This is a genomic window from Methanosarcina sp. 2.H.A.1B.4 (genome assembly GCF_000979385.1).
Taxonomy (GTDB): Archaea; Halobacteriota; Methanosarcinia; order Methanosarcinales; family Methanosarcinaceae; genus Methanosarcina.
This window is the reverse complement of sequence record NZ_JJOV01000093.1, coordinates 1-26,959: the sequence shown is the minus strand read 5'-3', so window position 1 is coordinate 26,959 and position 26,959 is coordinate 1. Positions and strand designations below refer to the sequence as shown.

21 protein-coding genes and 1 pseudogene are annotated in these 26,959 nt (G+C 42.3%); 16 read left to right on the top strand and 6 right to left on the bottom strand.

Annotated features, from left to right (window positions below; translation table 11 throughout):
- Positions 1–69 precede the first annotated feature (69 nt).
- Both EO92_RS15960 and EO92_RS15955 read right to left on the bottom strand, forming a co-directional pair.
- Positions 70–1,392 (bottom strand): NRAMP family divalent metal transporter, encoded by a 1,323-nt coding sequence (locus tag EO92_RS15960; protein ID WP_052734385.1) that lies wholly within the window; start codon positions 1,390–1,392, stop codon positions 70–72.
- Positions 1,393–1,767: 375 nt separating this feature from the next.
- Positions 1,768–3,786, bottom strand: a complete 2,019-nt coding sequence (locus tag EO92_RS15955; protein WP_048173147.1) for a methyl-accepting chemotaxis protein — start codon at positions 3,784–3,786, stop codon at positions 1,768–1,770.
- A 954-nt stretch (positions 3,787–4,740) separates the two neighbouring features.
- On the opposite strand from EO92_RS15955, the gene EO92_RS15950 reads away from it, so the two are divergent.
- Together EO92_RS15950 and hmgA are read left to right on the top strand one after the other, a co-directional pair.
- On the top strand, positions 4,741–5,109 hold the full coding sequence (locus EO92_RS15950) for a DsrE family protein (RefSeq protein ID WP_048065599.1): 369 nt from the start codon (positions 4,741–4,743) through the stop codon (positions 5,107–5,109).
- Positions 5,110–5,974: 865 nt separating this feature from the next.
- Positions 5,975–7,231, top strand: a complete 1,257-nt coding sequence (gene hmgA / locus EO92_RS15945) for a hydroxymethylglutaryl-CoA reductase (NADPH) (RefSeq protein WP_048173145.1) — start codon at positions 5,975–5,977, stop codon at positions 7,229–7,231.
- Positions 7,232–7,835: 604 nt separating this feature from the next.
- Here hmgA and EO92_RS15940 read toward each other — a convergent pair.
- Positions 7,836–8,102, bottom strand: a complete 267-nt coding sequence (locus EO92_RS15940; RefSeq protein WP_048163222.1) for a hypothetical protein — start codon at positions 8,100–8,102, stop codon at positions 7,836–7,838.
- A 609-nt stretch (positions 8,103–8,711) separates the two neighbouring features.
- On the opposite strand from EO92_RS15940, the gene EO92_RS15935 reads away from it, so the two are divergent.
- From EO92_RS15935 to EO92_RS15890, 10 genes are all read left to right on the top strand, one after another.
- Positions 8,712–10,436, top strand: a complete 1,725-nt coding sequence (locus EO92_RS15935; protein ID WP_048173143.1) for a 2-oxoacid:acceptor oxidoreductase subunit alpha — start codon at positions 8,712–8,714, stop codon at positions 10,434–10,436.
- Positions 10,423–11,274 carry a 2-oxoacid:ferredoxin oxidoreductase subunit beta gene (locus EO92_RS15930; RefSeq protein WP_048173141.1) on the top strand — a complete coding sequence of 284 codons (852 nt, stop codon included), beginning with the start codon at positions 10,423–10,425 and terminating at the stop codon, positions 11,272–11,274. Before EO92_RS15935 ends, EO92_RS15930 begins: the two co-directional genes overlap by 14 nt.
- A 437-nt stretch (positions 11,275–11,711) precedes the next feature.
- Positions 11,712–12,305, top strand: a complete 594-nt coding sequence (locus EO92_RS15925) for an archaellin/type IV pilin N-terminal domain-containing protein (RefSeq protein WP_052734387.1) — start codon at positions 11,712–11,714, stop codon at positions 12,303–12,305.
- Positions 12,306–12,388: 83 nt separating this feature from the next.
- Positions 12,389–13,096, top strand: a complete 708-nt coding sequence (locus tag EO92_RS15920; protein WP_156165864.1) for a hypothetical protein — start codon at positions 12,389–12,391, stop codon at positions 13,094–13,096.
- A 300-nt stretch (positions 13,097–13,396) separates the two neighbouring features.
- Complete coding sequence (locus tag EO92_RS15915; RefSeq protein ID WP_048163226.1) at positions 13,397–13,888, top strand: hypothetical protein; 492 nt, start codon at positions 13,397–13,399, stop codon at positions 13,886–13,888.
- Between the two features lie 2 nt (positions 13,889–13,890).
- The gene (locus tag EO92_RS15910) at positions 13,891–14,412 is read left to right on the top strand and encodes a hypothetical protein (protein WP_048163227.1); all 522 of its coding nucleotides are present in this window, start codon (positions 13,891–13,893) and stop codon (positions 14,410–14,412) included.
- Positions 14,413–14,550: 138 nt separating this feature from the next.
- A complete protein-coding gene (locus EO92_RS15905) occupies positions 14,551–15,339 on the top strand; it encodes an ATPase domain-containing protein (RefSeq protein WP_048136425.1) in 789 nt (262 codons plus the stop codon).
- An 86-nt stretch (positions 15,340–15,425) separates the two neighbouring features.
- Positions 15,426–17,270: a type II/IV secretion system ATPase subunit gene (locus tag EO92_RS15900; RefSeq protein ID WP_048173138.1), complete on the top strand. Its 1,845-nt coding sequence runs from the start codon at positions 15,426–15,428 to the stop codon at positions 17,268–17,270.
- Positions 17,267–18,829 (top strand): archaellar assembly protein FlaJ, encoded by a 1,563-nt coding sequence (gene flaJ / locus EO92_RS15895; protein WP_048173135.1) that lies wholly within the window; start codon positions 17,267–17,269, stop codon positions 18,827–18,829. Before EO92_RS15900 ends, flaJ begins: the two co-directional genes overlap by 4 nt.
- A gap of 104 nt (positions 18,830–18,933) precedes the next feature.
- A complete protein-coding gene (locus EO92_RS15890; protein WP_048173133.1) occupies positions 18,934–19,830 on the top strand; it encodes a hypothetical protein in 897 nt (298 codons plus the stop codon).
- Between the two features lie 552 nt (positions 19,831–20,382).
- On the opposite strand, the gene EO92_RS15885 is transcribed toward EO92_RS15890, so the two are convergent.
- On the bottom strand, positions 20,383–20,610 hold the full coding sequence (locus tag EO92_RS15885; protein WP_235283375.1) for a hypothetical protein: 228 nt from the start codon (positions 20,608–20,610) through the stop codon (positions 20,383–20,385).
- A 196-nt stretch (positions 20,611–20,806) separates the two neighbouring features.
- Entirely contained in the window at positions 20,807–22,039 is a 1,233-nt protein-coding gene (hacA, locus tag EO92_RS15880) for a homoaconitase large subunit (RefSeq protein WP_255350356.1), read from the bottom strand.
- A 345-nt stretch (positions 22,040–22,384) separates the two neighbouring features.
- Here hacA and EO92_RS15875 point away from each other — a divergent pair, with 345 nt between their 5' ends.
- The 3 genes from EO92_RS15875 (at position 22,385) to EO92_RS15865 (ending at position 25,311) form a co-directional block, all read left to right on the top strand.
- Positions 22,385–23,629, top strand: a complete 1,245-nt coding sequence (locus tag EO92_RS15875) for a hypothetical protein (protein WP_048173127.1) — start codon at positions 22,385–22,387, stop codon at positions 23,627–23,629.
- 629 nt (positions 23,630–24,258) lie between these two features.
- Positions 24,259–24,492 (top strand): DUF2795 domain-containing protein, encoded by a 234-nt coding sequence (locus EO92_RS15870; RefSeq protein WP_048163237.1) that lies wholly within the window; start codon positions 24,259–24,261, stop codon positions 24,490–24,492.
- 399 nt (positions 24,493–24,891) lie between these two features.
- A complete protein-coding gene (locus EO92_RS15865; RefSeq protein WP_048173126.1) occupies positions 24,892–25,311 on the top strand; it encodes a pyridoxamine 5'-phosphate oxidase family protein in 420 nt (139 codons plus the stop codon).
- A gap of 103 nt (positions 25,312–25,414) precedes the next feature.
- Here the strand turns inward: EO92_RS15865 and EO92_RS15860 are convergent, their stop codons facing one another.
- Positions 25,415–25,624: a hypothetical protein gene (locus tag EO92_RS15860; RefSeq protein WP_048173124.1), complete on the bottom strand. Its 210-nt coding sequence runs from the start codon at positions 25,622–25,624 to the stop codon at positions 25,415–25,417.
- A 613-nt stretch (positions 25,625–26,237) separates the two neighbouring features.
- Between EO92_RS15860 and EO92_RS15855 the strand changes: the two are divergent.
- Positions 26,238–26,855 (top strand): annotated as a pseudogene (locus EO92_RS15855) (GTPase - sulfate adenylate transferase subunit 1); the annotation flags it as partial.
- Positions 26,856–26,959: the final 104 nt, after the last annotated feature.

Below are 26,959 nucleotides of genomic sequence, written 5' to 3'. Positions count from 1 at the left end.
TGAAAGTTTGTAAAATCCTCCCTTTGTGCAGTCACATATTTCCCCTCCTCTTTTTAAAGTACCTCCCCCTCAGACCCGGATAAATGTCACGTAGACAAATCCGGCGGTCATCAACAGGAAAAACAGCAGCCCTGCCAGGCTCAATAACTTGAGATACGGCCCCGGACGTTCTTCGACCGGTACGTTGCTACCGTTTATCACCCGATAGTTGATGTAGGCAAGAATCGGCGAGGTGACAAAGCTGACAATAGCGGCAAAGCTCAACAGTTGCAGCAGGTTCTGGACGAAGCACAGCACGATTACGCAGGCTGCAACCACCGACAACACAATACAGAGCTGGAAGATCTGCTTGAAGCGCCTGGAAAAGCTGTCGCTGAGCAACGTACAGCTCGCCGCCAACGAGCGCGGATAACCATCGATGCAGGTCAGGGTGGTGCTGAACATGGTAGAAAAGGCGGCGGTCAAAATAAGGGGCTTTGACCATTCACCAATATTGGCCGAGTAGAGACTGACCAGCTGCTGGCTGAAGCCGGTACCTCCACTGACAAGCTCCTGGCCTGAACCATACATAATCAGTTTGCCGAGCGCCACAAAAGCCACAGCCATAACCACAGCCATGATATATCCCAGATAAAAATCAATGGAAGCTTCCCGGGTCGTAGCGAAGTGACCGGTTTCTTCTTCACGGCTGAACATCCACAGACTTGACCAGGCCGAAAGATCCACCGGCATCGGCATCCAGCCAAGCAGCATCACCAAAAATGGAAAGGTCTGCCATGTCCAGGCGCTGGGCCCGACAAAGTCCGGAGGCGCAACCGGACCGTGGGCAAACGCCAGTCCCAGAGCTACTAACGTACTCAGGCTTAGCAGAGCAACCACTGCTTTAGAAAGTTTATCGAGCAGTTTATACTGTCCCAGCAGAATAACCGCAGCACATATCCCCAGAATACCAACCGTGAAAGCGGGAATCCTGCTGCCATCAAACCCGTAACCAGCAAACAGCGCGCCGCTGAGCATGGCTACCCCAGCTATATTGATGATTCCGGTCAGGATATTAATGGCCAGAAAAATATAGACATAGGCAACCCCCTGCCGCTTATACCCGGCCAGGAGACTTTCACCGGTGGCGGCTGTATAGCGCTGGCCATATAGAAAAAACGGGAACTTTAGTAAATTAGCTAGCAGAATCAACCCGAGCAAGCTCCAGCCGTATTGTGCCCCCGCCTGTGTTGACCAGACCAGGTGCGACCCTCCAATAGCAGCACAAGCTACCAAAATGCCTGGCCCAATTGCCTTGAACAGATTGGAGCGGCTGCCAGGACACTCAGCATCTGCCAGCATGGCTGCCTCGGTTGTCGGTTTTGCTTCGTTCATAAATGTGATTTCGTTCATGTTTGCTTCTCTGAGTAGGTTTCATGTATCAATTTCAAGTTACTGTCCAACATATTTAAAAATATAAATATATTACTGTTTTTGACTGTGGCACAGGACATCTATTGTGGAGGATATTTCCGCACAATAGGAGAAAGAAAATAAAAGTGTTACTTCAAACGAGAAGCTTAAAACAATCCACGATTTTTATGAATTCCCACAGGAATTCATTGGTCATCGGTTAAGGGATTATCTTGCCTGAGGGCTAACTTCAAGTTGCACAGAAGATACTGTCCGTAACAATGGGTTCGTATTTATTATCCGGATAGAATCAAAAAAGAATTTACAGGATACGACGGAGGAGATATCATATCCTGGGATTTCGGTACTCAAGATTCAGCGTTTCTTAAAATTCCCTTTTCTATTGAAACTCTGCGGTTTTCCAGAAGAGGGCTGACTGGTTTTCGGTTCTCCCGAAACTTTGAAGTTTTCCAAGAGAACATCAACTGTTTTCTGGGCAAGACTATTAACGTTCTGTACCGAGGCACTTACCTGCTGCATGGCAGCTGTCTGTTCCTCGATTGCAGCAGAGGTTTGTTCACTGCTCGCGGCATTCTCTTCAGCAGTAGATGCAGTCTCACTGATACTTTTCTCGATATTTTCAATTTTATCCAGGCCTTCTTCTGACAGCCTATCCAGTTCGATGAGCATAGAGTTGATAGTGGCAACTGCAGTGGCAATTTCCTGGCTCTTATTCAAAGCCTGTTTAATGTTCTTGCTTCCTGTTTTAGCCTGACCGTCCGCAGTGTTAATCGCTTCCGTCACTTTCCGGGTCTCTTTCTGGACGTTTGTAACAATCCCATTTATCTCATCAGTGCTCTTCCTTGAGTCGGCAGCAAGTTTTCGGACCTCATCGGCAACAACGGCAAATCCCCGGCCGTATTCACCGGCTCTTGCAGCTTCAATAGCTGCATTCAGTGCAAGAAGGTTTGTCTGGTCAGCAATCGATTTGATTTTCCCTGTAACAGCACCTATATTATTGACAGCATCATCCAGAGAATGAACGATGGTTCCAAGATTGGAGATTTCTGCAACAAGCTGCTCCACTTCTTCCAGAGCCATATTACTGAGACCCTGGGCTTCGTCACTGGTTTTTCCTGCCTGGGAAGCATAGCTGGAAGATTTAGTGGAAGATTCGCTGAGCTTTTTGAAAATTACTTCAGAAGCTTTTATATCCGAAGCTGCTGTGCCTGCATGCCTCGAAAGGTTCTCGGAACCGGTTGCGATCTGTTCGGAAGCCGTTGAAATTTGCTGCATGCCCATATTCATCTGGCCGACAGCTTCTTCGGACTGTTGAGCTTCTTCCAGGGTTGTGAGCATGTCTTCCAATATAGTTTCAATAACAGATTTCAGATTAATGACGAGCTTATTGAATTCGTCAAAAGTCTTACCGAAATCATCGTCCTTGATCTTCTCCAGATGGGTATCAAGATCCCCCTCACTAATTCCTCTGATGCCCTCTCCAAGATCCTTCAGACAGTTGTTGGTATAATTTAAAAGATTCTCAATTTCCTTTTCTTTCTCCTTCATCTCTGTCATATCGGTAAAAATCGTGAGACTGCCGACAATGACACCAGCCTCATCTTTTATTGGGACAGCAGAACATATTACAAATTGCGCTTTGTCTGCACCTCTGAGTTTAACGGACCCTTCAATGTTATAGACACCTTCTCCAGTTTCCAACACATGTTCAGCAAGCGCTTTAGTTTTCCCAGTACCATGTACTAAAGTACTCCTTTCCACAATTTCAGAAGGTGACATCCCGACGATCTCATCCGAACTTTTAAGATTACATACTTCTGCGAAATAATCATTAAGATATTTTATCTTTCGAGATGAGTCTACAAAATATGCAAGTGATGGCTTGGGTATGCTATTAACAATCACCCTTTGAGATTCTTCTCGCCGTTTTACTTGCGGAGTTACATCTAAGAATACCCCATCAATATAACTGACGTTTCCGTCTTCATCTTTCATCGGATGAGCCTGTTCCTGAATAAATACTATATTACCGTCGGATTTTTTGATTCTGTATTCAGCCTGATAAGGAGTTTTGTTTTTCATCGCTTTCTGTACAATTTTATCGATAAGGGAAAGGTCATCTGGAAGAATGATATCGGACCACGATAATTTTTGGGACATGAAATCCATTTTAGAATAACCGGTTAGTTCCTCTACACTTTTACTTATGTAATTTATAGCCCAGGAAGACTCACTCGATACTCTGAAAACAGTTATTGGAAGGTTATCTATTAGCCAGCTTATTTCTTTTGATTTTAAATCCGCATCATCTGTTAATTTTTTTAATGAGTCTTTTTGCATATGAGAGTCAATATCACTAACGGTTAAAACCATATTTGAACAATCTCCATAATATTTATATACAAACTACATATATATTTATAATAAGTATATAAGTTTATAGGTGGAAGTAAAGCCCTTACAAGTTATGGCAGTTCATAACTACACAGCTACAAAAACAAGTCTATTGGCATTGATTTTAACAAATAACATCCGGACTGGTACTATATTACAATTGACTCTTCGCTCAAGTAGAAGAGGTCAAAAATAATTGTATAGTTAGAAAGTAACTATGCCAAAAAGAGAACAATCGAGATTGGATGCGATTTTCAACAACAAATGTTTTTAAATTATATATATACTACTTTAATATTTAGGGAATGAATGTAAGGTAAAAACTTGAAACAGCAAAGAACCATACAATTAAAAGAAGCCGAATTCTATGGAAAAAATACTCACCGGACTGAGAGATGCTCACCTTGACCCCATGGACCGTCTTTAAATACTAACATCATGAAGTGTCCCTCAATCTTGCCTGAGGGCGCCTTCCAAAAAGAAAAACAGAGTGAATTTCAGTTAGCCTTAATTCGGTTTTATACATACTTAAGATTCTTTCTGTTGTTTTTACTTTTCGAGACAGGAATTGATTTCCTGCCATAAAAGCATCAACCATGTAAGATAGATAACCAGCTTGCATTAAAACTTGATAACTTCAGCCAAATGGAATTTCAAAAAACTCGAGCTCTATAATCGGCCTTTTACATTATAAATTTTTTGAGGGGATCGGAGTTAGATCTTATTATAGTTAAAAAGTAACTGCATGTTTCCAAGCTGCGATAGAATTATCTAAATAATTTACAGATCTAAAGATCCTGTCATTTTCCGAAGGGATGAACAAAATTATTTAAATAAAGTAAAAAAATGTGTATACCCTTGTTTTCAATGTGAAACTTTATATACATCCAGGTAATCTGTTTCAGAAAAGTATTGTTCAGACCTGGGGTTCTTATGACAAAAGTCGAAAAGGTATTACTGCTACTCAAAAATATGGTGTACGAAAGCACCAGCCCGCAGGAAACTCTCAAGTTCGCGAAGTATTATAGAAGTAAAGGGCTCGACGTTCTGGTAATTCTGTGGGGACCTATGGGAGTATTGCTTGCAAAGAAAGATAAAACAAGAGGGTCACCCAAATACGATGCCTCTGTTCAGGAATGCATCGAGATGGGAGTAGAATTCCGATGCTGTCAGCTTGCCTCAGATATGATCGGCCTTAAGAAGGAAGAATTGATCCCGGGAATTGAGTTTATTTGCTCAAAAGACGTGGCTGAACTTTTTCTGACGTACAGAGAAGAAAACCAGCTGATTATAAACTTCTGAATCTGGCAGTTTAGTCGAAAATCAACTTTAAAGAATGATTAAAATTCCTTTAAAATATATTTTAAAATAATTATCTAAAGTTGTATTTTGATAACTGTCTTTTTAGATCACCTTTTTAGATCATCTTTTTAGATCATCTTTTTAGATCACCTTTTTAGATCATCTTTTTAGATCACCTTTTTAGATCACCTTTTTAGATCACCTTTTTAGATCACCTTTTTAGATCACCTTTTTAGAAATATTTTAAAATTTGATTAAAAACTATTGTTCCATTGTAATGAGATTTCTCTCAACGATCTAATTATCGAATGTCCTGATCTTTGAGTGATCCACCTTTGAACAATTTAGCACTTTTATCTCGGACCTCTCATTCAATATTATTTATACTATATTGGCTATTTGTTCCTTAACTTTAAGGAATTTTATCTTCAGTTCGTGCAGGGATACTTTATAGGATGCTTTATAGATGCTTTATAGATGCTTTATAGGATGCTTTATATTAACCTGCAATATTCCGAAGATTTTATGCTTGAGATTACCGAGTGAACTACCATGTCAGGTACAGATTCTACAAATAATAACTGACAGGAAAAAATAATTATTAAGCTATTTTTGTAAACGGCTGCTACAAAACAGACAAGAATTTTTATGCTTTCCAATATATCTTGATTGACTTTGTGAGGTAGTCTGAAAACTACTTTTGAGGAATGAATTATATGCTAATATGCAGATATTTAAGGTAAAAATGGACCTTAATACAAAGGCCATATTCAAACGAGCAAAACATTCGAATTAGCGTATCTTACTGTAACACTATAAAATATTAATATTAAGTAAGAAAATAAAAATATCAACTGGTGGTTTCATGTTTTTAAAAGATTATGAACTTAGTGAGGAAGAAAAGCTTCTTTTACAGAAGGTTCTCGACGGAGATATAGCCTTTCGTAAGATTGAAGAGTTTGCAGACCCGTTAACAGCCGTAAAAATCCGGAGACTTGCCATTCAGGAGTACGCAAAACTCGAATTTGAACACATCCAGAACTTCTCTTTAGACGTGGAAACTGTAACAAAGAAGAATATTGAAAACATGATAGGGGCAGTTCAGATTCCTCTTGGGGTTGCCGGACTTCTGAAGGTAAACGGAGAATATGCGGACGCTGAATACTATATACCTCTGGCTACAACGGAAGGTGCCCTTGTTGCCAGTGTAAACCGCGGCTGTTCAGCCATCACAAAGTCAGGTGGGGCAAATGTCAGAGTTTTTGAAGATGAAATGACCAGGGCACCAGTCTTTAAGCTTGAGAGCCTCGACAGAACCAAAAAATTTTATGATTGGGTGAAGCGTCCTGAAATTTTTGAGCAGATGAAAGAAGTTGCTGAAAAGACGACCAGATTTGGAAAACTGCTCTCTGTAAAGCCCTTCGTGACCGGAACGTATGTTTATCTCAGGTTTTCCTATGACACAAAAGATGCAATGGGCATGAATATGGCAACCATAGCCACCGATGCAGTGATGCACCTCATAGAAGACGAGTTTGGCGCACATCCTGTTACCCTTTCGGGAAATATGTGCACTGACAAAAAACCTGCATCCATAAGTACCATTCTTGGGAGAGGAAAGACTGTAGTTGCCGAAGTAACCATTCCTGAAGAGGTAGTCGAAAAAACCCTCAAGTGTACTCCAGAATCAATGTTTGAAGTAAATTACAGTAAAAACCTGCTTGGTTCGGCAAGAGCAGGAGCCATGGGATTTAATGCCCATGCTGCAAACATTATCGCTGCCGTTTACCTTGCCTGCGGGCAGGATGCGGCCCATGTTGTCGAAGGCAGCACCGCAATTACGAGTATGGAACTTACAAAATATGGTGAGATTCACTGTTCAGTCACCCTGCCAGCCCTTCCTATAGGTACAGTCGGAGGAGGCACTGGCCTTGGAACCCAGAGAGATTGCCTGAACATACTTGGCGTGGCAGGAGCAGGAGATGTCCCCGGGATAAATTCCAGAAAGTTTGCAGAGATTGTAGCCTCTGCCGTACTTGCAGGAGAAATTTCCCTTATAGGAGCACAGGCTGCCGGACACCTCGCCCGCGCACATGCCCAGCTCGGCCGTGGAAAATTCTAAAGCTGCGAAATGAAAGATACAGGAAAAAACTTAGTCCGACAGGAAAAAACTTAGTCCGATCCACTCAGGAAAATAAAAACATACTTTGACTCTGCACTAAAGCAAGAAATCCCCTTCCTTAATGAAAGCAACAGGGAGGGGAGTTACATTTTTCGTTTTGCTTACCGCTTTAGATAATCAGGTTAATTCTTAAGGTCTTCAGGCTACTTTTCAAAACTCAGGTGACCTTTTTGAAGTAATTCAGGCCACGATTAAGCATTTAAACTATTTTTGGTTAATGAGTTATTTCCGAAATATTATACATCCGACTATTATTAAATTTTTATTCAAAGTAGAAATGCTTATCATGATGTGAATTTATAAGCTTGATATGGAGGCAGGCATGAGCAATCCAGTGGATATTCTGGCCTGTGCGGTCACTTCAATAATTTGTTTTTTTATATTATACACTGTACTTCAGTCGGATATACTTATACTGGGGATTGTTTTGATAGGCTGCATTCTTTTGGGGAAGCTACTTTACCTGTTTTAAAAAATTGAATATCTGAGTTTTTCCAGCCGGGACAATTACCGTATTTTCATCTGTTATTCACTTTTGTGTATCTCACTCCTGTCGATTATCTCCACCAATCTCATTTTCATCGACCTTTGCCCCGGGCAGTTCTCTCCCGATTACTTCATCTTCACTTTCCTCTTCGTTTTCAATAACATAATCACTCATCGTGAGAAAAACGATCCCAATAGTCACTGTAACCAGGCCCAGAATTTTGTGAACCGTAAACAAAACAGCTCCCAGGAAGATCAGGGGAAACCCCAGTAAAACGCCCCTACCTTTAATAAAAAAATTTTTTACTGCCTCTATAATTGCCATTTTAACTGATTCTCCTTGCAAACCGCCTTACCTGTACTTTCTTCTTTACATCCCGGAGTTCCCGAATAATTTTGCGTCACAGTTCCAGAAGGGTATCGGTTCTCTCCTGATTTTCCCGATGTATGACTGTCCCTGTACTGCCCCTATACTGTCCATATACTGTCCCTGTGGATATGTGAACTTCTTCCAGGTACTTGAAATCACTTTTTACTTAGCAGTATATCACATCTTTTTAGTATTGACTTTTTCCATATTAGATCAGGCGTGGAGGCAAGAGTATAGCAGAGTATATAAGGTTTAATTATAATACAACCTTAGGGGACTGAGAAAAGAAAAGATAAGGAATAGCCGGATAGAATTAAAGTGTTAGAATTTTTTATTTTATTACAAGTTTTCGAATAATATACAAGCCTTGTTCCGGCGTAATTTATTAAAAATATTTATTCAGTATTTTAGTCAGTATAAACCTGAGATAATAATAGATAACAAACTGAGTTATTTAAATTGAAAATTCTCAATACCTACTTAAATTAAGGAACGCTGAGCTTTCAAACTGTAAATCTGTCCGGACAGATACAAAAAAGGAAAGAAATTAAGGGGGTTTAATTTCTGGACTATACACTTCGAGTAGGAGGAGAAGCCGGGCAGGGGCTACAAACAATAGGAGGAGCCCTTGCAAAGATCTTTTCCAGAACAGGATACCAGGTATTCACGCACCAGGACTATATGTCCAGGATCCGCGGCGGGCACAACTTTTACCAGATCCGCTTTTCCGACCAGGAGGTATCAGCCTCCAGGGATATGGTCGATATTCTTCTCGCCCTTGACCTGAACACGATCGAAATTCATAAAAAAAGCGTAAGGGACGATGGTTTTATCCTTTATGACTCCAGGACTATCAAGAAGAAATTTGAAGGGCCTGAGTTTATAGACGTTCCCTTCAAAAAAATCGCCCTTGAGGTCGGAAAAAGCAGTATCATGGCAAATACCGTAGCAATCGGGGCAGTGCTTGGCCTGCTGGACCTCGGGCTCAAGACCCTGACAGAAATCCTGAAAAGCACTTTCAAGAAAAAAGGAGAAGAAGTAATTGAGAAAAACGTAGCCTGTGCCGAGGCAGGGTACAATTACGTCATCTCAAACTGTCCCCGCTGCGAGACCGTTAAAATCCGGGAGCCGGAAGAAAAAAAACTTATGCTTATAGACGGGCTTCAGGCAATCGGGATGGGAGCTCTCATATCCGGCTGTAAATTTTATTCTGCATATCCTATGACGCCTTCAACAGGGATTCTGAATTACCTTGCCTCAAAAGCAGAAGAATATGGCCTTGTTGTAGAACAGGCTGAAGACGAAATCGCAGCCATTAACATGGCAATAGGTGCCTCTTTTGCAGGCGTAAGGGCAATGACCGGAAGTTCTGGAGGGGGGTTTGCCCTGATGGGAGAAGGCCTCTCCCTGGCAGGGATAACCGAAACCCCGATTGTGATCGCCGAAGTGCAGCGTCCGGGGCCAGCTACGGGTTTACCCACACGCACCGAACAGGCGGATCTGCTTTTCATTTTGTACGCAGGGCACGGAGAGTTTCCAAGAGTTATCTTTGAGCCGGGGACCCCAAAACAGGCTTTTTATCTCACTAACAGAGCTTTCGAACTTGCAGAGAAGTACCAGATTCCCGTATTTATCCAGTCCGACCAGTACCTTGGGGATACCGAATGGACCTTTGAAAACTTCGACTTTGAACATCTGACCTATAATGATTACCGACTGAGGGAAAAAGACCTGGAAGGAGTCGAAGAGTACAAACGTTACAAATATTCGGATACGGGGATTTCCCTACTTGCAGTTCCCGGAGAATCCGGAAAACACCTTGTCGTAGCTGACAGCGACGAACATGATGAAGAAGGGCATATTATAGAGGACGCCGAAACCCGCATCAAAATGGTCCGGAAAAGACTGCAAAAAAAACTGCCGCTTATAAAATCAGAAATCGAAGCTCCGTTGCTGTACGGAGACCCCTCGCCGGAGATAGTGCTTATGGGACATGGCTCGACTTACGGTGTGATAAAAGAGGTAGTGGATATCCTCTCAAAGGACAGGAAGATTGCCATGATGCATTTCAGCCAGGTCTACCCACTCCCCGAACGGGACAGATTCGATTACATTGAGCTTCTCGAAAATGCAAAGCTTGCCATCTCCATAGAAAATAATGCCACGGGCCAGTTTGCAAAACTCATAAGAGCCGAAACGGGATTTGAATTTACCCATCAGATCTTAAAGTACGACGGGAGGCCGTTTACCATTGAAAACCTGAAGGAGGAAGTAGATGCCTGCCTCTGAAGATTATGAAGGCCAGGTCCCTGCCTGGTGTCCCGGATGTGGAAACTTCCAGATTCTCTCAACCATCAAGCAGGCACTTGTTGAACTTGGGATCGAACCGTGGGAAGTCCTGCTGGTCTCAGGAATAGGCCAGAGTGGAAAACTGCCCCACTACATGAAGTGCCACACCTTCAACGGGCTGCATGGAAGGCCCCTGCCTGTTGCCACGGCTGCAAAACTTGCCAACCATTCCCTGCACGTGATTGCAGTTGCCGGGGACGGAGACTGTTACGGGGAAGGAGGAAACCATTTCCTTCATGCTATCCGTAAAAACCCGAATATCACCCTTTTAGTGCACGACAACCAGATCTATGGGCTTACCAAAGGGCAGGCCTCACCTACAACAGCCAGGGGGACTCACACGAAGGTCCAGCCTTACGGGGTCCCTTCTGAGCCCCTGAACCCCCTTGCTATGGCAATCTCCCTTGACTGCAGCTTTGTAGCCAGAGGTTTTTCAGGAGCCCAGGAGCACTTAAAAGAGCTGATGAAGGCTGCCATAACACACAAAGGCTTTTCTCTGCTTGATATCCTTCAGCCCTGTGTCACTTTTAATAAAGTGAATACCTTCAAGTGGTACCGGGACAGAGTTTATAAACTCGAAGATAACTATGACCCTTACAACCGCGTAAAAGCTTTCGAAAGGTCTCTTGAATGGGGAGACAAAATCCCTAACGGCATATTTTACAAAAACGATAAGGAAACCCTGGAGGAAATGGTGCCGACAATTCATAAAGAGCCCCTTGTGAGGCAAAAGTTTTCAATCGAAGACGTAAAGCATGAGATTGAGAAATTTTATTAAAAAACCTCACTTACTTTCTTTTTAGTATATGAACTCAGTATGATATTCTTTACATCAAATCATTTAAACTCAGTCTGGGAATCTTTCGATTAAGTATTGAGACTCAGTCCGAGATTCTAATTTTTACCTCAAAATACTCTGCCTGGAGATCTGTGATTCTCTAAATAACCTCAAAAATTTAAATAGACACTAATATAAAAACTATGTAATTTATTGGCAAAAGTTAATAAATTAGTAGGGGAATAGTATCTGTTGTAAAATTATGAGTATGTGTATGGGGGGTCAGTTAACTGGGAACCATAAGTATCAGCTCCTGAGCAGATAGCTACTATAACAAATTACAATAAGAAATGTAGAATATCAGGCGCTGGGGAATGGAGCCTTTTGACTTTTCTATATACTTTTCAAAGGGAAATAAAGTATGGAGTGAAAACAGAATGAAAGGAATTTTTAGTATATTCCGGAAAGATGAGAAAGCCTTTACAGGGCTGGAATCCGCAATAGTGCTGACTGCTTTCGTAGTGGTGGCAGCAGTATTCTCCTATGTAGTTCTTGGGGCCGGGTTTACCACCTCCGATACCGCCAAGAAAACCATTGACGAAGGTGTAAAACAAACTACTTCATCCGTTGAGCTTGCAGGGGATGTAATCGCAAAAGGTACTACTGGAGCTAAACCCTCTGTAGATAACATAACTGTTACTCTTCAACTCACAGCAGGACAGTCCCCGGTGGATATAGGGACCAACAATGCTTCAGGACTGATGATTGTATCCTACACTGACAACTCGACCTATGTTCCAGACGTAACTTGGACTCAGAAATTCATCGGAGCCAGTGACGGAGATAATGTGCTGGAACAGCACGAAAAAGTGGAACTCACCATCACTGTCCCTGCATCAATGCTGAAGGGGACTAAAACTCAAGTGGTTAACAGAGAATTCAGGCTTGAGGTAAAACCGAGTGTTGGTGCAATCGTGCCTATCACAAGAGTTACGCCTCCGCAGATTGACAATGTCATGAACCTGAGGTAACCCCTAAATCTTTAGGGGGTACTTCCCCTTCTTTTACTGTTACGAAAACGGGAAAAATTTATCTTCGTTTTCAGGTGGTCAGTATGGAACTGGACAAAAGAGTAAACGAAATAGAAACCGAACTGAAAATAATGAAAGGGGAGATTAAGGAGTTACTCGTGGACATAAGGGATCTGGTAAACAAGAGTGAAAATCCTTTCTGTAGCATCCCGAGCCTTGAAACACTGAAGATTGAGGTGCAGGAAAAAGAGGAATCTGTAAATAACCAACCAACTGAGACGGGCAATGAAGAAACCGGACTCAAGCCCAATGCAGAAGTTTCGGATTTCGGGGATCAAATAGTAAAAAACAGTGAAAGCTTCTTGAAATCCGCCAGGTCCAGCCAGGAAAATCCTGTACAGAATACCCCGATAAAAGAAATGAACAGGCCTGAACCTGAAAAATTCCGAAAAATTGACACATTCATGCTTGTCGAGCTTATGCGGTGGGTGGATTATGCTGTCAGAACAATAGGACACAGCAACCTCGAAGGACTGCTGAACCTCTATGCTATTACCGGACAGCTCCCTGAAGAAACAAAAGGGATTATTGAAAACATTGCAAACCTTTCAATCGAAGAGCCCGCAGAAGAAGACAGGATCAGCATGAAGGACAACATCATGGTGCTTTCGCAGTTGAGCGCGATCCTGAGCCCGGAAGATTTCAGAAAGAATATTCCACCGCTTTATGAAACCTCCTCAGGCTGGAAAGAGAAAGAAAAAGAGAAGAAAGAAAGACTTGTCTTCAACTGAATTTGAAACTGAGAAGTTGAAACTAACTGCTTCCAGATAATCTGAAACAATATCACCTTCATTAACAGCATCATTTGACATCATTAACAGCATCATTTGACATCATTAACAGTATCATTTGACATCATTAACAGTATCATTTGACATCATTAACAGTATCATTTGACAGTATAACATTTGATGTAACTCAATATCATAATACATTAACCAGTTTGATAAACTGCTTAATTAGAAATCAACATCAAATAAACATCAATTTATCCGGTTTAAAAAGACTGGAAATAAAGCGGGGGTCGAAAAATGAGTGGGGAATCGATAAGCTCTGCGATTCTAACAATAGCATCCGTTATCTGTGCATTTGGGTTTGCTTCAGCTGTGTACCCCTCGGTCATCTCTGCAGGAGACCCGATAATGAGCCGTTCGGACTCTATGGGAGATCAGATCCTGACAGATATAGAAATCCTGCATGAAACAACTGGGGCTGAAGGTACCGAGATTCATGTATGGATAAAGAATGTAGGATGCAAGGAAATATCTTCAGGTATAATCCCCGATTCTGACCTCTTTTTTGGAGAGGCAGGAAACTTTGAGCGCATACCCTATGATGAAAACGGAAGTATGACTCCGGGGTGGAGCTACCTGATCGAACAGAATGGGGACGAGAACTGGGATAAAGGGGAGACTCTACGCATAAAAATTAAACCTGTAGATTTGCCTGTGAGCGGAAAGAAATACTTCATCAAGTTCAGTACATACAACGGGGTTTCTGAAGAGGCCTATTTCACGGTGTAATAATGGGGTTCGGGTCAATAATTGCAGCAATGATCTCGGTTGCAACCATCCTCCTGGCATCGTATGTCTGCTCGAAGGGAGGGTTCTACATGGCAGACGGACTCGCTAATTCAGTCATTGAGATGCAGGAAAATAAGAACGAGATGTTAAAAACAGAAATCGAGGTTACAGATGCCTCCATTGACACGGCAAATATTTCGGTCTTCCTGCAGAACACAGGCTCGACAAAACTCGGGGACTTCGCTTACATGGACGTGATCGTTACCTATCAAAATGAATCAGGTGACATGAAGACTGTCTGGATTCCCTACCAGGAAAGCGAAATTATTTCAGAGGACAGGTGGAAGTGGACAAAAATGGATATTGTTCCTGACCTGATAAACCCGGGAGTCTTTGACCCGGGAGAGAAAATGAAACTGCAGGTCAGGCTGGATCCCTCAGACCCACCTGGGAACTCCAGCGCAAACTGGCTTCTGGTAGCTGCCCCCAATGGAATAAAGGCTTCACGGTATTTCAGTGAGTAATATTTCAGTGGATAATATTTCAGTGGATAATTACGTATCAAGGAAGATCCTGATAAGCAAGTGAACAGGAACAAATGGATCAGGATGCTACAAGAATTCAGGGATTTGTGGGGAAATCCCGGAGAAGGGGGGAGAGAAATGGAAGGAAGTAAGGATGAGGGAGCACTGTTTGAAAAAGAGTCGCTCGATGAAGAAATATTCAGCGACCTGAAAGAGGAAGAAAAAGCATTACTGGAGTTCATATCTACCGGAAACATGGAAATCGACAGGAAACTGGAGGGAGGAGTTCCTGTAGGTTCACTTTGCCTTCTAGAAGGAGGAAACGATAGTGGGAAGTCTATTTTACTACAGCAAATAATGTGGGGAGCCCTGAACCAGGATAAAAGAGTTCTTGCTTTAACAACGGAAAAGACCTCAAAAGAACTTCTAAACCAGATGGAGAGCCTGAAGCTCGGGATTTCGGAATATTTCATAATAGGGAGATCAAAAATATTTGAGATTAATGCAAGCTATGTTGAGGAAAATCCCCAGTTGAGCGAGAGCCTGCTTCAGGTACTTCTGGAATGTATAAAAAAATGCGAAGAAGAACTGATCCTTATAGATTCCCTGACGATCTTTGCGGTGAACGCTTCGGAAAATGCAGTGTTAAACTTCTTTACTGAATGCGTAAAGCTGTGTGACAGGGGAAAGACCATTCTCATTAGTGTGCACGGGTATGCATTTTCCCAGGTGGTGCTTTACAGGCTAAGGTCAGTTTGCAGTGCCTGCCTTGAACTCAGGATAGAGCAGGTTGGGGACCAGAGAGTAAAAACTATGGAAATCCAGAAACTGAGGGGGGCCAGGAAAATTACCGGAAATATGGTGAGTTTTAATGTGGACAGTGAGTTTGGACTGAAGATCATTCCGGTTTCAAAGGTTAAAGCCTGAAAAAAAGAAAAAGCCGGAAAGATGGCAATCAGAAAAAAAAGCCGGAAAGATGGCAATCGGAGAAAAAACCCGAATGAGGATTCAAGATGGAAGCTCTGCCTTTTGATCCGTTGCCTTCTCCGGAGAATGGGGGGCGTTCCAGAGAAGAGATGTACTCCAGCCTTTCTTTAGAAATGCAGGAGTTCGTTGGCAGAGAAGAAAACCATCATATCCTTGATTATGTCTGCAGGCTCCCGACGGAAGAAATAGGATTTCCGGAATTTTATCCAAGAATTTCGAGATCCATGAAAAGCATCAAACGCCCTAACCTGATCTATCCTACAGGAAAAGGGCTTGCCGTTCATATATATCCGGATAAAGAAGACGTAAGAAACTATTACATTCCCATAGAGCCCTGCCTTTTCCAGAAACTTGACAGCAAACTAGAGGAAGTTGAGAAGTTACTCATTGACGTGATATATGATCAGGATATCACCACAAAAGATCCTGAAGAAAAAAAGAAGCTCCTCGAGAAAGCTCTTGAAAAAATCTGTGAAGTAAGAGAGGATTTAAAGGAAAACTCGGGGGTAGAGGAAGGAAAAAGCAGGGGAAAGAAAAAAGTTTCAGATAAGGAAAAAACTTCCCTTAGAGAGGGGAATAACAGCGAAAAAAGCGAAAAATCCGGAATTCTTGGAAACCTGAAGGAAGCCGGTAAAGCATTCAAGATAAGAAAACTGCAGAAAATTTCCTTAACGCCTGAGGAATTCAGTGCAATCAAATACCTGATGCTAAGGGACAAGGTGGGGATGGGAGTGCTCGAACCTTTACTTCTCGACTCAAATATAGAAGACATCAGCTGCAGCGGGCTTGGCAGGATCTTTGTTGAGCATAAGGTGTTCTCATCTCTTAAAACAACAATCTCGTTTGAGGAAAACGAAGAACTCAATTCTTTTGTCATACAGATGTCCGAAAAAGTAGGAAAGCCAATTACCTACAGGGACCCGATAGTCGATACTGCTCTTCCGGACGGGTCAAGGATTAATATCGTGTTCGGAGAAGATGTGTCAAAGCAGGGGAGCAATTTTACCATCAGGAAATTTATGGGGACCCCTATTTCAATCCTCGAACTTATTGAGTTCGGGACAATTGACTACACAATGGCTGCATACATGTGGATGATGCTCAGGGCAGGAATGAACTGCTTCGTTTCAGGGGAAACAGCCTCCGGAAAGACCACAATGATGAATGCAGTGACTACTTTTCTTCCACCTGAGTCCAAAATAGTTTCTATTGAAGACACTCCGGAACTGCAGGTCCCCCATAAGAACTGGACCCGGGAGGTTACAAGGAGTACAAGGGAGGACAGCGGGTCTGATATCTCTATGTTTGACCTGTTAAAGGCAGCCCTGCGCCAGCGTCCAAATGAGATTATGATAGGAGAAATCCGTGGGGTTGAAGGAAATATCGCTTTTCAGGCAATGCAGACCGGACACCCTGTAATGTCCACGTTCCATGCAGCCTCAGTTGAGAAACTGATCCAGAGACTGACAGGCGACCCGATAAATGTCCCCAGAAATTATGTGGATAACCTGAATGTGGTTATTATCCAGAGTGCTGTAAACGTTCCGGGAAAAGGGCTTGGAAGGAGAATCCTGAGCATAAACGAAATCGTAGGCTACGATTCAGAGAGCCAGTCTTTTAATTTTATGGACATCTTCAAATGGGACCCTGTTACGGATACATTCAAGTTCACCGGAAAAAACAACTCTTATCTGCTGGAACATAGAATTGCCCCACGCATGGGGATTCCTGAAAACCAGGTTAGAAAAATTTATTCGGAACTTGACAGAAGGGCAAAAATACTCAGGAAGATCCACCAGGCAAAGATTACCAATTTTTACGACCTGTTCAACACCCTGATCCGGCTTGAGGAGGCGGGGCTAACATCATGACTTTCGTGCAGATAGTTCCGAACTTAAAACTGAATGCTGCAAAACAGGGAATGGAAGGATACTTTAACCTCGCCAGAAAACTGAAAAACACTAAAGTTGTTGATAGAGTCAATGATGATATGCTCTTCCTGCTAACATATATGGCTGCGATTTCAACTGCGGATATCGAAAGGAACAGGATCTTTGATTATGCAGGGCGACAGAAGGAATATGAAGCTTCGAAATACTTTAAACAGATCTATATCCTTGCCTCAAAATGGGGCTATGAGTATGCAAAAGCCTGCAAGTATATTTCTCAGAAATTGAAGGATGCCTATCTTTCAAAACTATTTGGCAGAATGGCAAATATCCTCTCTTCCGGAGAGCCTGAGAAAAACTTTCTGAAACAGGAAAAAATCACAAGGGAGGAGATCTACTCTAATGAGTACGAGAGATGTGTTGAATCCCTGAAAAAATGGACTGACGGCTATACTGCCCTGATGGTATCCGTAAACCTCGTTGTTACCATAATCCTTGTTTCGGTCATGATCTATAATATAGCAAATATAGAAACAATTGCATTCCTGATTGTATTATTAACTCTTACCATATGCGGGCTTGCCCTTTATATTATATACAAGTCAGCTCCTGCCGAAAAAAAGGTACATGCCCTTGGCCGTAAATCAAAGGAACAGGAGCAAATCAGGTTCCTGACCCGGATTCTGCTCCCTCTCGGCACGGTTTCTCTTATTGCTCTCATTTTGCTCGGGACAAGGCCGGAATTTATCCTGCTGGGAGTGACCTCCTTTACGCTTCCGATAGGCGTCCTTGCTATGATTGACGACCGGAAAATCGGTGAAAGAGACAGCAGTTTTCCTGCTTTTGTAAAAACGTTGGGGACCCTTGCAGGAACAACGGGAATCACTATAAGGAGTGCAATGGAAAACCTTGACATGGAAACTATCGGCTGTCTCAAGCCCGGAGTTGAAGAGCTGCACATGGGCCTTTCTATGGGGCTTAAGTCCAGGCTTTGCTGGGATAAATTCATAGGGGAAACAGGCTCCGAACTGATCAACAGGTGCTCAAGGATCTTTACCGACGCAGTCGAACTGGGAGGAGATCCGGCTGAGATAGGGGACATAGTTTCGAGCTCAAGCCTGGCAATTGTCCTCCTGAGAATGAAACGGCAGCTGGTCAGTTCCGGCTTCAAGGGGCTTGCAATAATCCTGCATGCTGTAATGGTTGGGCTTCTGATCTTTGTACTGGAGATAATTTCCAAATTCAGTGGGCTCGTCTCCGAGATGAGTGAATCTTACATGTCCATGGAAGGGGGAATGAATGGGATGTCCGGAATAGGAATGAGCATGTTCAATGTAACCGAAAGTTTACCCATACTCTACAAATTAACTTTTTCCGTGATAATTATTCTTACGATTTCAAACACTCTCGTAGTAAAGATTGTGGAGGGCGGAGGAAATTACAAACTTTTTTTCTATGGGGGCCTGATGTCCGGAATTTCAGGGCTTTGTATGATTCTCATCCCTCCGGTCGTATCGAGGGTATTCACATTTGAGATATGAAAGATGTTTCAGTTGAGAAAGATGTTTTCAGTTGAGTCATAAAGAAAGGTGTCGTAAGAAAGTTTAGAAACCAGAATAAATCAGGTTTTGTGGGAGGTAATTGGATGAACAGTTTAACAGATTTAAAGATAGGCGGATTAAAGGGCCTGAGAGAAAATGGGTTAAAGGGCCTGGGAGTGAGGAGCTTAAAGGATTTAATACTCAAGCCGAAAACAGCTGATGTAAATCTTGAAGATATGGAGGATTTGACAAAAAGTAGAGACCAGGTTAAGAAAAAAATAATAAAGCTAATAAAAGAAAAAAAAGAGATTGAAGCCCGCATTGATCTGATCCGGAAAGCAGAAAAAGAAAAAAACGAAGAAATACCGGAAATATCAGAATTTCCCTGGCGGGAAGAAATTTTCCCCCCGCTCCCCAGAAAAGTACGTGTAAAAACATCCGGCCCTCTGGAAGTCAGAAACGATTCTTTGAATGCGAAAGATGCCGGATTGACAGAGGTAAAAGTTAGTGGAATGGAGATAGAGGTTAAAGGAATAGACGAAAAATCTGATGATAAAAAACCTGAAGATAAAAAACCTGAAGGAAAAATATCTGAAGATATAATACCTAACGCTAGCAAAAATATTAGAGAAAATGATGCCGAAGAAGCAGACCCAAAAAGCGGAGCCGGAGAAAAAAAAGAGGGCAAGGCTTTTGTGGAGAATGCAGAAAAAATAAAAACCACAGATCTTTTCTCAATAGAGGAAGTGAACGAAAATAAAGTTTCCAGTGGGAATTCCGGCGAAAGCTCCATTGAGAAGAGCAAGCCTGAAAGCAAAAATGACTCTGCAGCTAGTCTTTTTGGAGATAGCCTGATTGAAGAGCTGCTGAATAGTGAGGACCTGAACCCTGAAGAGGAGCAGGGTTTTATGAAATATCTGGAAGAACAGGAAGTGGGAGAGCTAATTACGGATTTAAAAAATGTAAAGGCTCTCCTGGCTCGGGCAGAACATGCAGGGTGAACTACCCATCACTGAAGTAACGGGCTTCCTGCTTCATACCTCGAACTACCGTTCATAAGTCCACAGGCTCTACCCTCTGTTCCAGAGGTGAAGAAAGATCAAATTGGTTCTGGTTTCCTTGGCTTGGTTATCGCTTAGGAATTCAGTACATAGTATAGGACAAAATAGTATTTAGAGGTTAGCAGATAGCGAAAATATGGGACGTTGACGGTATTCATCCCGCCACTAAAGAGGCTGTCCGACAATTCAATTTCGGGGCAAAAACATGTAAAAAATAAGACGTCTAAGGTCTTTAAATCGAAAACGAAGGAATTCAATTATAATTCAATTATTACCTACAGTAATTGTCAGACAGCCTGTAAAGTAACGGGCGTTCTGCCTTTGACTTTCGTAAAACATTGAGAGAATATAGCCAGTAAGATAGAAACAGACTAAAACCAGTAAGACAGAGACAAACAAAAAATAAAAGAAAAAAGAAAAGAGAAAAGGTGACAGGCACAAGCCCGACACATAAATAATTAAGAGTTAGTTATGGGCATTTATCCATTACAGTTATTTGTGGCTGTGGAGATGGAAAAGCCCTTCCCTTGCTTTGTCAAGGAGTTTATTTGCTTCCTCAACTTTGCTGGCAGCCTCAAGGATATCTTCAGAGGCTTCGAGAAAACCGTCTTTTTTGGCTTTCTGGGCCCATTCTCTAAAACTCTTTATATGGCTATCGTTATGCTCGATCCAGTGCTCAATCAAATGTGAAAGGTTATCGTGATTAAGTTCTTCTGTCATAGCTATTCCCTCCTTTTTAAGAGTATAGAATTCATGGTATAAATTTTAGGTGGATTTAAGATGAATTTTCACATTGTTAATACGGAAAATGAAACCGAAAATAAAAATAAAGAGAAAGAAAATAAAAAATAAAAAAGAAGAAAAGGGAAATAAAGATAAAAAAGAAGAAAAGGAAAAAAGAAAAGAATGTCGGTTTTCAAACTGTCCTCGGATCAGTTATTTCACCTGTCAGTGCCGAGGCTGCTGCGGTTGCAGGGGATGCAAGGTAGATGAAACCGTCTTTTCCCATCCTGCCTTTGAAGTTCCTGTTTGCGGTTGAAACGCAGACCTCTCCTTCCCCGAGCACGCCCTGATGGGCACCGAGACAGGGCCCGCAGCCAGGGGTTGCAGGGGTCACACCGGCTTTCAGCAGTGTTTCCATGGTCCCGTTTTCGATTGCTGCAAGAAGGGTAGTGCGGGAGGCAGGAATCACAATTGTCCTGACTGCAACCTTTTTTCCTTTCAGGACTGCTGCTGCTACCTCGAGGTCTTCAAGCCTTCCGTTCGTGCATGTCCCGATAAAGACCTGGTCTATGTGAGTGCCTTCAACCTCTCCTACAGGCTTTACATTATCCACCTGATGCGGGCAGGCAACCTGAGGTTCGATATCTCCGGCATCGTATGTGAACTCTTTCAGATAAGCAGCATCAGGGTCGGCATAGACGGGCTCATAAGGCGCAACTGCCCTGTTTTTCAGGAAATCGAAGGTCTTTTCGTCCGGTGGGACAATGCCGGTCTTTGCCCCCATCTCAATTGCCATATTACAGAGAGTCATCCTGCCAGCAACCGAAAGTTCGCTGATCGCCTGCCCGTAAAACTCAACTGCTTTGTAGGTTGCCCCGGCAATCCCGGTCTTTCCGACCAGGTAAAGAGTAAGGTCCTTTGCGTAGACGCCTTTCTGAAGGCTGCCTTCAACAGTCATCCTGAAGCTTTCCGGAACCTTAAACCAGAGCTTTCCCGTGGCAAAGATTTCAGCCATATCGGTAGCTCCTACCCCTGTTGCAAAAGCCCCGAAAGCCCCGTAAGTGCAGGAATGCGAGTCAGCCCCAACAATCAGCTTTCCGGGCATTGCAAAGCCGTTTTCAGGAAGGACCTGGTGGCAGACCCCTTCTCCAACCTCATAGAAGTTAGGTATTCGCTGCTCCTTTATCCATTCCCTGATCTCCTTCTGCAGGGTAGCTGAAGTCTCAGTATTCGCAGGTGCGATATGATCAAAAGGAATTACGATCCTTGAAGGGTCCCAGACCTTTTCCAGCTCCATTTCCTTAAAAGCATTTACTGCAAGCACCGACGTGCCGTCATGCGCCATTGCATAATCCACATCTGCAAGCACAAAATCGTTAGCCTTTGCATCGGTTCCCGCGGTCCGGGAAAATATTTTTTCGCTGATGGTTCCCAAAAGTAAGCCTCCTTTCCGAGAATAAAGTGATAATGAATGAAATGTACGCTGAAGAATTAAGGTTTCAGAACTCACTATAACGAAATATATATACTTAATGGATTTGTGAGCTAAAAGTTCTATTAAAGGAAGAGGTTTGTAAAATATTTTTTTAGAGACAGGCATGGTTCAGGACATTTTGTTCGCAATGTAGAAGTCTAAAAATTATACCACAGTAGGGTAGCCGTATGGCACATTATTTAAGAAATTAATTTATGAAGAGTTAGTTTAATATACTAACGTTAGTTTATAGATAGAAGAATATATTAGTAAAGTTTAACGCGGGGGAAAATTAAGATGAGAGTTAAATATATTTCATTTGCGGTTTGTTTTTTATCCTTACTTTTGCTTGCGGGGAGTGCCTCATCAGCCGGGGCCATCCCGGCAGAGCAGTGGAATAGAACTTTTGGGAACATCGAATATGACTGTGGGAATTCTATCAGGCAGACTCAGGACGGAGGATACATACTGGCAGGAGAGACTGTGGTCAATTACGATGAAGCTAACGCTGATGCCCTCCTGATGAAATTAAACCCGGATGGAATTGAAGAATGGAGCAGGACTTTTGGGGGACCTGCATATGATTGTGCATACTCGGTCCAGCAAACGGCAGATGGAGGATACGTACTTGCAGGCTATCTTGAAAAGGGGGAAGAAATAGATTCAAGAGAACCGGATTCAAGAGACCCGGATGCCTGGCTGATTAAAACCAACTCCAACGGAACAGAAGAATGGAATTTTACCTTTGGCGGGAATAAAACAGACCTCATATTTTCGGTCGAGAAGACCATCGATGGGGGATACTTACTCGCCGGATATACGGAATCTTTCGGGGCAGGAGCATCTGATACCTGGCTGATTAAAACTGACTCCAACGGGACCGAACAGTGGAATAAGACCTTTGGAGGAATAAATGAGGACTACGCATCTTCTGTCAACCAGAGCAAAGACGGAGGATACGTAATATCAGGGTTCACCAACTCCTCAGCAGGCGGAAATGAAGCCTGGCTGATTAAAACCGACTCCAACGGAACAGAAGAATGGAACAAAACCTTTGGCGGGGAAAGCCATGATTATGCATACTCTGTCCAGGAGCTTGAGGACGGAGGATACTTACTGGCAGGAACCACGGAATCCTTCGGGGCCGGGAGAACTGACGGCTGGATGATTAAAACAGATTCAAACGGGACTGAACAGTGGAACAAAACCTTTGGCGGCCCGTACACGGATTATTTCTATTCGGTTCAGAAAACCTCAGATAAAGGCTTTTTACTTGCAGGCATCACCCAGCCGAACAGTGATTATAACGATATCCAGGCCTGGCTGATGAAAACCGATTCCAAAGGGCAGAAAGAATGGGAGATGAACTTTGGAGGCCAGGACGACGATTCCGCAGCTTTTGCCCAGGAAACCCGCGAGGGAGACTACATACTCGCAGGACGTACTTCCTCGTATGGGATGGTCTCTGATGTCTGGCTTATCAAAGTCGGCTCGGAGAAAAATATGACAAGTGAGCTTGATAACACCACAACCGGGTTTTAAGAAACGGTATCAAAAAGCCTCAATTAAACTGAAGTAATCTGCCATGGGGCTGAAACCTCCGTGGCTTTCTTTCTCCTTTTTTCATTTATTCCTTTCTCTGAACCCTGAACCCCTGAGTATAAGTTTTTAGAGCCCTGGACATAACGAGGCCGCCGCAATAGATCAATGATTGGATACACTCAAGGACGATACTCAAGGACGATACTCAAGGACGGTACTCAAGGACGGTACTCAAGGACTCTAGACTGATCGTCCATCTATAAAGAAAATGGATTACGATTGAATTCTTTTTTACCAATTAAATAATATGATATTATCAATAAAAAGTATGTGTTGACACAAAACTACAAAAATGTGTTAATTTTTAACATAATTTCATAATAACATATTAACATTTAAATAGTAGATCATCATTGATATATACACTAACAAAAAAGTTAGGTTTCCTTCAGAAGCTTCAAAAAATATCGATTTTCCTGCAAAGAAGGAAGATGTTGTTAAACGCTAAGGATAGTAACACCAGGAACGACATGCTGCGGAATACAAATAATCTCCGGAAAAGGAGTAGACAAACGCTGCAGATGTCGAGGAAAATTAAAGGAACCTGAACAAAAGTAAAGGGGAATATCATGGAAACTGAAAGTAAAAGCAGATTTATTGCAGAACTTCCTGTGGAAACTCAGAAGATATTGAAAAATATAGATTTTTCTATAAAAAGGAACGACATTATTGAACAAGCAAGGAAGAGTGGAGCAATCCCGGACATACTGCAGGAACTTGGCATGCTTCCGGACAAAAAATACAATAGCACTGAGGATGTCGCCGAGGAACTTCACAGAATTTATATGGGGATTCCCGCCTAAAAAACGTAACTTACTTTTTTTTCATTTTTTTAGTAACCGATGATCAATTCAATCCTTTTCTATTTCTTTTTTAAACGTACCCTGTGAAACCTGGAAAACAGATATTTCTCATGCCGGGCCGGTCAAGAAGAAGTTTGCGAACCTCATGGCACTTATCCATTTTCTCCGTTTTCTTCCCCCTTCCTTTTTCCCGACCCCTGTCTCCTTTTCTTCCTTTCACCTATTTGAAAACACTTCGTATCAATCAAGCGAAGTTTTAAGCATACTTACGACTCATATCTATCGCAGCTTGCACAGTAATAAAGCTCTTTTCCGGGCAGTACTTTCAGAGCAAGCAGCCTGCTCCTTCAATATTTCAGGAGAAGGGCGAGAAAATAAGTTTGTGATAGGGGATTTACTATGACGTCAAAACTGATGGACTACTTTAACAAGCAACCGAGAATTGGGGTTCTCAGCACAGCGAGTAAAGACGGAAAGGTAGATTCGGCTGTTTTCGGTTCGCCTCAGATGACCGATGAAAAGACAGTTGTAGTTGCAACAGGGAAAAACCGCACGTTTGCAAACCTTCAGGAAAACCCTTACGCAATGTTCCTGATAATGGAGCCGGGAGCAGATATTATGGCATGGAAAGGGATCAGGGTTTATATGAAGTTGAAAGAATCTGCGACTTCCGGCGAGATGCTTGATATGATCAAAAGCCAGATCGCAAAAATAGCCGGTGAGGAAGCGGGAAAGATGATATACGCAACTGCCACCTTCGAGATTATTGAGCTGAGGCCTCTCGTTGATATGGGGCAGAGCTGGGAGAAATCGATCTGAATTTTCAGAATTTATGGAAAAATCAGAATGAAAAATTAAAATGAAAGATCAGAGTAAAAAATCAAAATAAAAAAGATGACCGGTTCAACTTTAAAACGGGATTTTATATTATACCGGTTTTCTCTAAAAATCCTTCCAGAGGCACGGAGTGAGTCTGGAAACCGCATACTTTGTAGGGGTCTGCTCCCATTGAGAGGGCTACGAACTGGGCAATATTCATGTGTACCAGGTCATATTTTACCCCGAACTCTTTTTCAATTACAGGCTGGTAGCGGTCGTACTGGATATGGCAGTTCGGGCACATATGGAGCATTAACTCCACTCCGGCTCTCTGAAGGCTGTCGAGTATGGTTTTGGTAACCTGAAGAGAGGTGCTTTTTTGAGGCGGAGCTGGGAAAAGCCCATTCCACAGGTAAGGTTACGGGCGGTATTTTATCAGAATTTGTCTAAAAAGAGAGGATCTAATTTTTGGAGATGCTTGTCAAAGATTAGAAGATTCACTGACTCTACAGGCTCACATGAAATACAAACACAGAGACTTTTGCGGTAATACTGTAAGCAGTCCACAAAGATCCTCGTATATGAGTATAGATGTGAATTTTTACATTTGGATATCAACTCTTGAATATATGCCAAGGATATATGCTTATACATATACTTATTGGCCAGATCATCAAACTATCGCAGATTCAGAATAATTGCAAACCCAAAACAGGTATGAAAAACGGATAGTTCGATGGAATGGCCGGAAAACTTATAAGGAGTTAGATAAGAGGAATTTATGGAGTTCAGAAGTGCTTTCCAGGTACCACCCGAACTCCACAAAACACGCCCTAAAGGCATGAGTTATGTTAGCTTTGTCTGTATTTAAGGCTTAGCTTGCCTGATTCTGCCTCCTGGTTATAAGATACACAGGAGATTAAAGTATGAACCGTAATAAAATTGGAGTAAGTATACTTGTTTTAGCAACACTGCTGGTTGGTATGGTGTTAATACCGGCAGTAAGTGCACAGGAAGAAAAAGATTATTTTGTAACTGCTGAGGAAGCTTTTAAGCATGCCAATGCGAACATGATAAGTTTCATAGCAGCCGATGCACCAGGCTTTGAAAACTGGACAGGGGCATTTATTGATCCCAATCCACTAGAGTTTTACGACATAAATAGTAAGAAATTATTTTATCAATTCTCAGTATATAAAGAAAATATATTAATAGGTAGAATAGACGTTTGTGCCGATAAAACGCTTGGGGCATCAGTAAACAACATTGAATTCGATCCGGAACCCTTTAAAGCAGCCGAAGCTATGGAAAGGTCAATAGAAATCACCAAAAGTGAATATCCAGATGGGAAAATCAAATCAACCAATATGGTTGTATACAGCTATCCTAAGATTGGTGCGATGACTGTCGTAAAAGACAAGACAACAGGAGATGAGTATCGGATATTTGTAGATGGATACACCCTTGAAGGGGTAGAGGATAAACCTGCAACTGAAACCGAGCCTGGTGTTTGGTCGATGTATGACCATCTTTTAAAGAATGGAAAGGACGGCTTTGTAGAAATCCTCTAAGTTATGTTTTTACCCAAACATTTATAAAAATAAGATTTTAAAATTGCTCCTTATTTTTTGTCCCCACAAAAAACGAG

Excerpts from the sequence above, each read along its gene's own strand:
- EO92_RS15890 (WP_048173133.1), top strand. The coding sequence starts at position 18,934 with ATGAACAGTTTAACAGATTTAAAGATAGGCGGATTAAAGGGCCTGAGA.
- EO92_RS15915 (WP_048163226.1), top strand. The coding sequence starts at position 13,397 with ATGAGTGGGGAATCGATAAGCTCTGCGATTCTAACAATAGCATCCGTT.
- EO92_RS15960 (WP_052734385.1), bottom strand. The coding sequence starts at position 1,392 with ATGAACGAAATCACATTTATGAACGAAGCAAAACCGACAACCGAGGCA.
- EO92_RS15955 (WP_048173147.1), bottom strand. The coding sequence starts at position 3,786 with ATGGTTTTAACCGTTAGTGATATTGACTCTCATATGCAAAAAGACTCA.
- EO92_RS15940 (WP_048163222.1), bottom strand. The coding sequence starts at position 8,102 with ATGGCAATTATAGAGGCAGTAAAAAATTTTTTTATTAAAGGTAGGGGC.
- EO92_RS15865 (WP_048173126.1), top strand. The coding sequence starts at position 24,892 with ATGACGTCAAAACTGATGGACTACTTTAACAAGCAACCGAGAATTGGG.
- EO92_RS15925 (WP_052734387.1), top strand. The coding sequence starts at position 11,712 with ATGAAAGGAATTTTTAGTATATTCCGGAAAGATGAGAAAGCCTTTACA.
- EO92_RS15905 (WP_048136425.1), top strand. The coding sequence starts at position 14,551 with ATGGAAGGAAGTAAGGATGAGGGAGCACTGTTTGAAAAAGAGTCGCTC.
- hmgA (WP_048173145.1), top strand. The coding sequence starts at position 5,975 with ATGTTTTTAAAAGATTATGAACTTAGTGAGGAAGAAAAGCTTCTTTTA.
- EO92_RS15900 (WP_048173138.1), top strand. The coding sequence starts at position 15,426 with ATGGAAGCTCTGCCTTTTGATCCGTTGCCTTCTCCGGAGAATGGGGGG.
- EO92_RS15885 (WP_235283375.1), bottom strand. The coding sequence starts at position 20,610 with ATGACAGAAGAACTTAATCACGATAACCTTTCACATTTGATTGAGCAC.
- EO92_RS15950 (WP_048065599.1), top strand. The coding sequence starts at position 4,741 with ATGACAAAAGTCGAAAAGGTATTACTGCTACTCAAAAATATGGTGTAC.
- EO92_RS15875 (WP_048173127.1), top strand. The coding sequence starts at position 22,385 with ATGAGAGTTAAATATATTTCATTTGCGGTTTGTTTTTTATCCTTACTT.
- flaJ (WP_048173135.1), top strand. The coding sequence starts at position 17,267 with ATGACTTTCGTGCAGATAGTTCCGAACTTAAAACTGAATGCTGCAAAA.
- EO92_RS15920 (WP_156165864.1), top strand. The coding sequence starts at position 12,389 with ATGGAACTGGACAAAAGAGTAAACGAAATAGAAACCGAACTGAAAATA.
- EO92_RS15860 (WP_048173124.1), bottom strand. The coding sequence starts at position 25,624 with ATGCTCCATATGTGCCCGAACTGCCATATCCAGTACGACCGCTACCAG.
- EO92_RS15910 (WP_048163227.1), top strand. The coding sequence starts at position 13,891 with ATGGGGTTCGGGTCAATAATTGCAGCAATGATCTCGGTTGCAACCATC.
- EO92_RS15870 (WP_048163237.1), top strand. The coding sequence starts at position 24,259 with ATGGAAACTGAAAGTAAAAGCAGATTTATTGCAGAACTTCCTGTGGAA.
- EO92_RS15930 (WP_048173141.1), top strand. The coding sequence starts at position 10,423 with ATGCCTGCCTCTGAAGATTATGAAGGCCAGGTCCCTGCCTGGTGTCCC.